A 9279-nucleotide genomic window follows, 5' to 3' on the forward strand; every position below is an offset into this window, starting at 1 on the left:
GCGTGTAGGTTTGCACCACGTCGTCGGGCAGCATCGTGACTTTGTAGCCCGGCATGTAAACGGTAGACAAGCGGTTGCGGCCCACCACGTCAATCGCGCTGCCGGGTTGAATCGCCAGGCCGGGCGCGGCAATGTGAATGCCGACCACCACCGTGCCGGTGCCCAGGCCCTGCACCGAGAGCGCATCGTCAATCTCGGTGGTGGCCGAATCATCAATCGAGAACGCGCGGGCGGTGGACAGCGGCAACTCGTCTTTGATGAGCGGTGCTTCCAGTTTGGGGAAACCGGTGCCCTTGGGAAAGTTCTCCAGCAAAAACCGGCGCCAGTGGAACTGGTAAGGCGAATCAATCGCCCCGGCCTTGATCAGCAACTCCAGCGGACCCAGGTGCGTGGCGCGCGAGGCTTCGACCACCGCTTTGTACTCCGCCGCATTTTTGTCGGGCTTGAACAGGATTTTGTAGAGCTGGTCGCGAATGGCCTGTGGGCAAACGCCTGCGCTCAGGTCTTTTACCCATTGCTCAGTTTGCAGGGCGATTTGTTTCTTTTTCTCGATCGCAGCCAAGGCCAGCGCGATGATGTCGGCCGGCGCCTTGCGAAAGCGCCCTTTGCCCGCGCGGCGAAAGTAATGCGGCGACTCAAACAGGCGCACCAACGTGCCCGCCTGCTGCTCCAGCGTGGCATTGGCACTGAAATATTCGCGCGCCAGGTCGGCAAAGCCGAACTCGTCTTCGGGCGAAAACTCCCACGCCAACTCCAGTTCAATGGATTGGCTGATGGCTTGCGCCGACGCGATCAGCGCGGCTGGGGATGGTTTCTCAAATTTGAGCAAGTAGTTGGCCGCCTTGACCTTGACCCGCTTGCCACTGTCCAACTCCACCTGTGCAGAGGATTCCGCCTCTGACAGCACCCGACCGGCCATGAATTTTCCGGCTTCTTCAAACAATAAAAACATGAGGCGCATTGTCTCTGCAAAAGGGGGTGGCGCGAAACGCAATAGGTACTCGCAGCGCTACATGAATCGACCTTTTTTAATCCAATCCTCAGTTTTTTTGATGGTTAGCCGATAGCGGGCACAGTTAAACGGCTCAAGGTTCTGCAGCTCTTTGCGCAAAAGCGCCTGAAAAGTATCTCGATCCGACTCGGGGAGCGCCAGAGCTGCGCCAGCCTCAATAACGGTTGCGTTTTCAGTCACTACCTGTCGAATTACATCGCCTAAATACTCACGATACCGGGCTCGGAATGGGTCCGGTAAGCCCATTGACTCCAGTATCACCTTGTACTTGTCGATTGATCGGCGGTATGTCCACTCAAATAACTCCACTGCCAGAGTGACATCCAGTCGTTCATACACGCCGGTCACGGCGATGGCATAGTCTTCCTGCTCGACATCAAGGAACGAAAGTGGCGCGCAATTGGACAACATCAAGGAGAGGTTTGCGCAAAGTCGGCTTGTGCGTTTGTTGCCGTCTTCAAACGGTTGAAGGTAGGCAATATTGGCCCAAAGAAAAAATGCTGACTCCACCGGGTTCTTGATCTGCCTTGCCTTCTCAACAACAAGCCCAAGCATCTCCGCCAGAAGCGTCGGAACCTGTGTTGGCAAGTAAACCGAGTTCGTGATGTTGACCACTGTGCTGCGAATGGCCCCAACGGAATCCGGGTTTTCAAGCAGGCCTTGCATCAGCAGACTCTGAATGTTGCGCACCACGGGAACGGTGATTCCATACTCAGGAACCGCATCGACCATGAACTCAATTGCTTCTTTGTGGTTCAAGAGCATGGTGGCCTCCAAGTCGTCGCCAGTTGAGCGGCCCTTGGCAAAAAGTTGCTGGGTATCGAGCAGGCTTTTGCGGTTACCTTCCAGTCGTGATGAATGCCAGGATAAATCAATCAGCAATTGCTCCAGCACCTTGCGTGCATAGGTACTTGCTGGCTGCTGGCCTTGGGCGCGGCCAGTCGCGAATAATGCTTCAGCCAAGTGCGGCGGTAGCAACGACGATTGATTAGGCGTGTAGCCGTCCACAAAATACCGTTGGTATGCAACGGGGGTCCGCGTGCCAATGGGCGCCATTAATTTGGCGCGCAGTTCAAGCGCCTTTGGGCTCCACGGGGGCGATGCCGTCCCATTTGATTGAGGGGTGATTGGGCTCGCCTGCGTCGGCGTGGCGGGGTGCGTGGTGGGCGCTGCAATTCTGTAGCTTGTCGCAGGGCCCGATCCCTCACGCAAAATTGCGCCATTAGAAACCAGCGTGGTCAAGTAGCGGTTAACGGTTGGGCGCTTTTCCCCCATTTGCGTGGTGATGTCGTTGGCGCCAGCAGACCCGAGTCCTTGATTTGCACGGCCTTTCAAATAGGCCAGAATATTTGACTGGAGTTGTTTTTTAGCCATGATTACCTTCTCATTAATCACATCAAAATATGCATCGAATCATTAATCCTATCATTTGAGTCGATCGTCGATGCTTGTTGAGTTGAATAGCAGTTGGGCGCCATCGAGCTTGGAAGCTCGCTCGTCAAAGGTCAGCAAAGGCCCCTGACCAGCTTGACTGACCAAAGCCAGGTGCAGACAGTCGGCAAAGTCGGGTGCGCCCGCCTGTTTGTAGCGCCAAAGGGCCTGTTCCAACGCCGGTTCGGTCTGGAACTCAAGTTCAGTCACGCTCAGGAGCGCGTCCAGGGCGGCTGTGACCGAAGGCTTGTCAAAGCGATAGCGGCACCGGAGCACCCACTCGGTCTCCAGCATGACGGTGACCGTGACAAACAAGCGCTCGCTATTGTTCGCTGTGGACTCAAGCAAGCGGGCAACGATGGCACTTTGCTTTTTATCGTCGTCAGTAAGCCAGCGAACCAGGATGTTGGTGTCCAGCGCCGCCATTAAGCCGAGCCCATGCTCATGTCAGAAATGGAAACCGCCGTGCCAGACGTCGGTTTAAGCATGCCCTTGAGGGTCTGCAAGGACTTGGTCTTGGCACGCAACACCACGGTTCCATCGGGCATGGGGGTGAATGTCAGCCGGTCCTTGGGGCTGATGGACAAAGCCCGCCTGATATCGACGGGGATCGTGATTTGCCCCTTGCTTGTGAGCGTGGCTTCCGACATGTTAGCTCCTTACATTAATGTGAATAGTAAGGATTTTGTGTGGCAAGGTCAAGAAACATTCCTTGGTGACGCCAGCCTCAAAAACGCCAGCACAGTCGGCAAATGCACCTCGAAGTCGCTCAGCGCGTGGTCGCTGCCTTCTAAAAGACGAATCTGAGCGCCTTGGTAACGCTCAAACATCTCGCGCCAGTCCAGCACCTCGTCGCCTTGGGCGATGACGGCAAGGCAGTGCTCTGGATGCGCGATGGCGGGCAGGGTCAGGTCGCGCAGTTCTTGCACAAACTCAGGTTTGAAGAAAAAGTGCTCCTGGGGGTCATGCCAGCTGGTTTGCTCGCCGATGTACTTGGCCAGATCCCGCGCCGGGTTGACCGCCGGGTTGAACAGCACCGCCTGGCAGCCGGTTTGCTCTGCAACCTGTGAGGCGTAAAACCCGCCCAGGGATGAGCCGATCACCGCCATCGAGGCACGCGGCCAGTGCTGGATGCCTTTTGTCAACATGGCCATGGCTTCTTTGGGCGATGGCGGTAATTGCGGGCACCACCAGTGGATGTCCGGGTGCTTCTCCGCCATGAGTTGCGCCATGACGCGGGCTTTGGCCGACTGCGGCGAGGATCGGAAACCGTGGAGGTAGAGGAGGTGGGTGAGGGCTTGCTGGGGAAGTGAGGATGACATTCGTTGGATCATAGGTTGGGAAAACAGCTTGGTATATCAAGGGCGCGCGTCTTGGGCGGACCACTCGCGGGATAATCCCTCCCCTATGGCGCAAAAATTTGGAAACATTCACCCGTGGCAGCGTATCGCGCCCTGGTTTCGCGGCTTTGACGGGCTGCTGGCTTTTGCCGTGTTGTTGCTCGCCTGCGCCGGGTTGATGACCATGTACTCCTCCGGCTTCGACCACGGCACCCGGTTCGAGGACCATGGCCGCAACATGCTGCTGGCCGGGGCGATCCTGTTTTTTGTGGCGCAAATTCCCCCGCAGCGCTTGATGTCCCTGGCTGTGCCGCTTTATGTGGTGGGCGTGACTTTGTTGCTGGCGGTGGCGGTGATGGGCGTCACCAAAAAGGGGGCGACACGCTGGCTCAATGTCGGCATTATCATCCAGCCCAGCGAAATTCTCAAAATTGCCGTACCGCTGATGCTGTCCTGGTGGTTCCAGAAGCGCGAAGGCCAGTTGCGCCCGCTCGATTTTGTGGTGGCGGGGGGGTTGTTGGCGGTGCCGATTGGGTTGATCGTCAAGCAGCCCGATCTTGGGACCGCGATTTTGGTGTTGTCGGCCGGTATGTCGGTCATCTTTTTTGCCGGCCTGTCCTGGAAACTGCTGTTGCCGCCGCTGTTGATTGGCTTGGTGGGCGTGGCGTTGGTGGTGGGGTTTGAGCCGCAGTTGTGCGCCGATGGCGTGCGCTGGCCGGTGCTGCACGACTACCAGCAGCAGCGCATTTGCACGCTGCTCGACCCGTCGCGCGACCCGTTGGGCAAAGGTTTTCACATCATTCAGGGCATGATTGCCATTGGCTCTGGCGGCTTTTGGGGCAAGGGTTTCATGCAGGGCACGCAAACCCACCTGGAGTTCATCCCCGAGCGCACCACCGACTTTATTTTTGCGGCATTTTCTGAGGAGTTTGGCTTGATCGGCAACCTGCTGCTGATTGCCGGTTTTATCTTTCTGGTGTTGCGCGGCCTGGCCATCGCGCTGGAGGCACCCACGCTGTTTTCCCGCTTGCTGGCGGGCAGCATCACCCTGATCTTTTTTACCTACGCCTTCGTCAACATGGGCATGGTCAGTGGCATTTTGCCGGTGGTGGGCGTGCCCTTGCCCTTCATCAGCTACGGCGGCACGGCCATGGTCACGCTCGGCATGGGGTTGGGCATTTTGATGTCGATTGCCAAGTCAAAGCGGCTGGTGCAGTCCTGATCAAGCGCGGTGGTCGCGCAAGAACTTCACCAGTTCTTCGGGCGGCTGGGGTTTGCAAAAGAAGTAGCCCTGCACTTCATTGCAGCCCTGCTCGCGCAGCAGGGTTAACTGGGCTTCGGTTTCGACGCCCTCGGCAATGGTGCCAATGCCCAGACTGCGCGCCATGTTGATGATGGCGCTGACGATGGCTCGGTCTTCAGGGTCCTCGGTGATGTCCCGTACAAACGACTGGTCAATCTTGAGCTGGTAGGCCTGAAAACGCTTGAGGTAGCTCAGCGAGGAGTAGCCGGTGCCAAAGTCGTCAATCGAAATGCGCACGCCCTGTTGGTGCAGTCGCTCCAGCATCGCAATCGCGCCCAGCGGGTCGTGCAGCGCCACGCCCTCGGTGAGTTCCAGTGCCAGGTAGTGCGGCGGCAGTTGCACATCGGACAACACTTGTGCCACCAGCGCCGGCAGGTCGGGGTGGCGAAACTGCACCGCCGAGAGGTTGACCGACATCGTCATGGGCGCCAAGCCCTGGTCCAGCCACTGCTTGGCCTGAAGGGCCGCCGTGCGCAGCACCCATTCGCCGATGAGGTGGATCTGACCGCTGGTTTCGGCAATCGGAATAAATTCGGCCGGCGAAACAGCGCCCAGTTCGGGGTGATGCCAGCGCAATAGGGCTTCCACTCCCACGATCTGGCCGGTGATGAGCGACAACTGGGGCTGGTAGTGCAGGCTCAATTGACCACGCTCCAGGGCGCGGCGCAGAGCGTTTTCAAGAAGCAGCGAACGGGATGCGTGTACCTGCATTTCGGTGGTGAAAAACTGGTAGCCGTTGCGCCCGCTTTGTTTGGCGCGGTACATGGCGATGTCGGCGTGTTTGGTCAGGGTGTCCAGGTCGGTGCCGTCCCGCGGGAACTGGGCAATGCCCATTGAGGGGGTCACGGTCAACTCGTGCTGCTCGATTTGGACCGGTTGGCTGATGGTCTGCAATAGCTTTTCGGCCACGCGGGCCGCCCCGTCACCCGTGGTGTTTGGCAGCAGCAGGATGAATTCATCACCGCCCTGGCGGGCCACCGTATCTTGCTCGCGCATCACAGCCTGCATGCGCCCGGCCAGCACCACCAGCAGTTCGTCGCCGATCCGGTGCCCCAGGGTGTCGTTGACGTTTTTGAAGTGATCAAGGTCCAGAAACATCAAGGCCAGCGTTTCTTGCCGCCGGGTCGCTTCCGCCAGGGCATGGCGGATGCGGTCGTTCAGCAGGGCGCGGTTGGGCAGGCTGGTGAGGGCGTCGAAGTAGGCCAGTTGCTGAACATCCTGCTCGGCCTGCTTGCGCTCGGTGATGTCGCGCGAGATCACGATGAAGCGAGGCGCCTCGCCTTCGTTGACGGGTTTGGTGGCGACCGAGAGTTCGAACCAGTGTTTTTTCCCGTCCAGCAGCAGCACAAATTGCTGACCTCGGGTCAGGCCGGTTTGGTGGGCCTGCTGTAACGCTTGCAGCACGGTGTTGGCCGCTGCAGCGGGGAGCACCTGCAGTACCGTCTTGCCCAGCAGGTCATGAATCGGAGCGGCCAGCAATTCGGATTGCGGCGTGTGGCAGTAAAGGTAGCTGCCGTTCAAGTCCATCTCAAACAAGAGATCAGGGATCGCATCCAGTGTGGCCGCCAGTTGCAGTTTGGATTCCCTGATGTCGGCGGTGCGTGCGATGACTTGGGCCTCAAGGTCGATCTTGTGGACGCGTTGCTCCGTCAGGAGTTTGGTCAAATAGGCCAATAGCGCTGAAAAAAGCAGTCCCATCAGCAGTCTTGCGGAAACCCGAAGCGGGTTGCCCCAACCTTGGTGCGGCGCCACGCTCAGCGTCCAGGTACCGTTGGGGACGACTAATTCACCTTCTGCCGGGTCAACCAGGGCTTCGGTTTGTGATTCATGGATGATTTGCCGCAAGCCCGTGGCCGGGTGAATGCGCCACAGCTTGTAGTCGAGCCCGCGTTGCACGAGTTTGGGTAATTGGGCTGATTCCAGCACCTGCGGAAAGCGCAGCACCACGTTGGCAAAACCCCAGAATTCGCTTTTGCCCTCGGCGCCGTCCAGAAAAATGGGCAACCTGGCGGCCGCACCCAAGCCCCCTTGGATCAGCTCAAACGGACCGGCCAGGGTGAGTTTCCCGCTGTCCCGCGCCAGGCGCGCTTCGTTGCTCATGGACGGGTCTTTCAGGAGGTCAAGACCAATCGCTTTTTCATTGCCCGCCAACGGGAAGGCGTTGCTGATGGTGCCACCGGGCGCCAGAATCAGGACTGAAACGCCGGGGTAAAACGGCAGCATTCGGGTCGCGACTTCATTGAAGTGGTCGACCTTGCCATGGCCTTGGTGCACCACGGCGGCCAGGGCGTAAGTGGCCGACAGGGCACGGTCCACATTTTCTTTGGTGGCGCGGGCGTGGTCCTGGGCCAATCCGAACGCATCGGCCCGGTCTTTTCAAGGTGCTTGCGCTCCCAATGCCAAATCATCGCGATGCTGGCCAGAGCGGTGACTAAAAATACGAGTGCGGCCACCCGCAAGGGCTTGGGCAGATGGCGAGGTACGAGTGGATTCTTCAGCATGAACAGCCGGGGCTTGGGACGACTTAAACCATGATTATCAATGCTCCACCTAAAATAACGCCATGATTTCACGCGAACCTACTCTTGAACGCTTGGCCATCGCCAAGTCCCTGCTGCTCACGCCGTTTGGATTGGATGAATCTCATCTGACCCGTGCCTTGAATGAAATCAAGGCGCAGAAGATCGATGAGGCTGACTTGTATTTCCAGTACACCCGAAGCGAGGGCTGGAGCCTGGAAGAAGGCATCGTCAAAACCGGCTCATTCAGCATCGATCAAGGCGTGGGTGTGCGTGCGGTGAGTGGCGAAAAAACCGCCTTTGCCTACTCGGATGACATCTCTGAAGCCTCGTTGCTCGATGCCGCCCGAACTGTTCGGTCTATTTCGTCTGTAGCCCAGGCGGGACGTGCGAAGGTAGCTACTAAAAAAATAGCGTCTGGTCGGTCGTTGTACCGCGGGCTGGACCCGATTGCCTCGATGGACAGCACGGCCAAGGTCAAGTTACTGGAAAAAGTCGAGGGCCTGGCCCGGGCCAAAGACCCGCGTGTGGCGCAAGTCATGGCCGGTCTGGCCGCTGAATACGATGTGGTGATGGTGGCGCGCGCCGATGGCACGCTGGCCGCCGATGTGCGCCCTTTGGTGCGTCTGAGCGTGACCGTGATCGCCGAGCAAAAAGGCCGTCGCGAAGTGGGCTCGGCGGGTGGCGGTGGCCGTTTTGGCCTCGCGTATTTTGACGACACCATCATCAATCAATATGTGGACGAGGCGGTGAAAGCCGCGCTGACTAATCTTGAAGCGCGTCCGGCGCCGGCGGGTGAAATGACCGTGGTGCTTGGGCCAGGGTGGCCTGGTATCTTGCTGCATGAAGCCATTGGCCACGGGCTGGAGGGGGACTTCAACCGCAAGGGCTCCAGTGCGTTTGCCGGTCGCGTCGGGCAGCGCGTGGCGGCCAAGGGCGTCACGGTGCTGGATGACGGCACCTTGCCGGACCGTCGTGGCTCGCTCAATGTGGATGACGAAGGCAACACCAGCCAGCGCAATGTGCTGATCGAGGACGGCATTCTCAAGGGCTACATCCAGGACGCCATGAATGCGCGTCTGATGGGTGTCAAGCCCACCGGCAATGGCCGGCGCGAAAGCTATGCCAGCATCCCCATGCCGCGCATGACCAATACTTATATGCTCGCGGGTGACAAGTCCCCCGAAGAAATCGTCGCCAGCATCAAAAAGGGCCTGTACGCCACCAACTTTGGCGGTGGGCAGGTGGACATCACCTCGGGCAAGTTTGTGTTCTCGGCCAGCCAGGCCTATTGGGTCGAAAACGGCAAGATCATGTACCCGGTCAAGGGCGCCACCATTGTCGGCAGCGGCCCGGAGTGCCTGAAGCGCGTCAGCATGATCGGCAACGACCTGAAGCTCGACAGCGGCGTGGGCACCTGCGGCAAAGAAGGTCAGAGCGTGCCGGTGGGCGTGGGTCAGCCGACCTTGCGCATCGATGGCCTGACGGTCGGCGGCACGGCGTAATTCCATTTCCAGATCAATACGATATGTCGTTGCTTCGCCTTGCCGTGCTAAAGCACTGTCTGCGGCTTTGCGCCTAATCTCCTATCGATCTGGAAACGGAGTAAGGTTTTTTCAAGTTTGACTGTGCTACATTCAAAGCCATGAAAACAGCCCGTTTTTACTTTAGCTA

At 58.6% G+C, this 9279-nt stretch carries 8 protein-coding genes; 2 read left to right on the forward strand and 6 right to left on the reverse strand.

Features of this window, described 5'->3' with window-relative positions; genetic code table 11:
• The 5 genes from WCG50_RS15000 to WCG50_RS15020 all read right to left on the reverse strand — a co-directional run.
• Positions 1-952: RNB domain-containing ribonuclease (locus WCG50_RS15000; RefSeq protein ID WP_336900410.1), on the reverse strand; the 952-nt coding region annotated here is incomplete at its 3' end.
• 57 nt (positions 953-1009) lie between these two features.
• A complete protein-coding gene (locus WCG50_RS15005) occupies positions 1010-2407 on the reverse strand; it encodes a Fic family protein (protein ID WP_336900411.1) in 1398 nt (465 codons plus the stop codon).
• 30 nt (positions 2408-2437) lie between these two features.
• On the reverse strand, positions 2438-2869 hold the full coding sequence (locus WCG50_RS15010) for a type II toxin-antitoxin system VapC family toxin (protein ID WP_336900412.1): 432 nt from the start codon (positions 2867-2869) through the stop codon (positions 2438-2440).
• The gene (locus tag WCG50_RS15015; RefSeq protein ID WP_336900413.1) at positions 2869-3093 is read right to left on the reverse strand and encodes a type II toxin-antitoxin system PrlF family antitoxin; all 225 of its coding nucleotides are present in this window, start codon (positions 3091-3093) and stop codon (positions 2869-2871) included. Before WCG50_RS15015 ends, WCG50_RS15010 begins: the two co-directional genes overlap by 1 nt.
• Before the next feature lie 48 nt (positions 3094-3141).
• A complete protein-coding gene (locus WCG50_RS15020; protein ID WP_336900414.1) occupies positions 3142-3765 on the reverse strand; it encodes a YqiA/YcfP family alpha/beta fold hydrolase in 624 nt (207 codons plus the stop codon).
• An 85-nt stretch (positions 3766-3850) separates the two neighbouring features.
• Here WCG50_RS15020 and rodA point away from each other — a divergent pair, with 85 nt between their 5' ends.
• On the forward strand, positions 3851-5005 hold the full coding sequence (rodA, locus tag WCG50_RS15025) for a rod shape-determining protein RodA (RefSeq protein ID WP_336900415.1): 1155 nt from the start codon (positions 3851-3853) through the stop codon (positions 5003-5005).
• Here the strand turns inward: rodA and WCG50_RS15030 are convergent, their stop codons facing one another.
• Positions 5006-7438, reverse strand: a complete 2433-nt coding sequence (locus WCG50_RS15030; protein WP_336900416.1) for an EAL domain-containing protein — start codon at positions 7436-7438, stop codon at positions 5006-5008.
• A gap of 211 nt (positions 7439-7649) precedes the next feature.
• Between WCG50_RS15030 and tldD the strand changes: the two genes are divergently transcribed.
• Positions 7650-9110: a metalloprotease TldD gene (tldD, locus tag WCG50_RS15035; protein ID WP_336900417.1), complete on the forward strand. Its 1461-nt coding sequence runs from the start codon at positions 7650-7652 to the stop codon at positions 9108-9110.
• The last annotated feature ends 169 nt before the right edge of the window (positions 9111-9279 follow it).

This window comes from Rhodoferax sp., assembly GCF_037143375.1.
GTDB lineage: Bacteria > Pseudomonadota > Gammaproteobacteria > Burkholderiales > Burkholderiaceae_C > Rhodoferax.

What these genes read in the sequence shown, in the direction of transcription:
- WCG50_RS15010 (WP_336900412.1), bottom strand. Translation starts at nt 2,869, where the DNA reads ATGGCGGCGCTGGACACCAACATCCTGGTTCGCTGGCTTACTGACGAC.
- WCG50_RS15015 (WP_336900413.1), bottom strand. Translation starts at nt 3,093, where the DNA reads ATGTCGGAAGCCACGCTCACAAGCAAGGGGCAAATCACGATCCCCGTC.
- WCG50_RS15020 (WP_336900414.1), bottom strand. Translation starts at nt 3,765, where the DNA reads ATGTCATCCTCACTTCCCCAGCAAGCCCTCACCCACCTCCTCTACCTC.
- rodA (WP_336900415.1), top strand. Translation starts at nt 3,851, where the DNA reads ATGGCGCAAAAATTTGGAAACATTCACCCGTGGCAGCGTATCGCGCCC.
- tldD (WP_336900417.1), top strand. Translation starts at nt 7,650, where the DNA reads ATGATTTCACGCGAACCTACTCTTGAACGCTTGGCCATCGCCAAGTCC.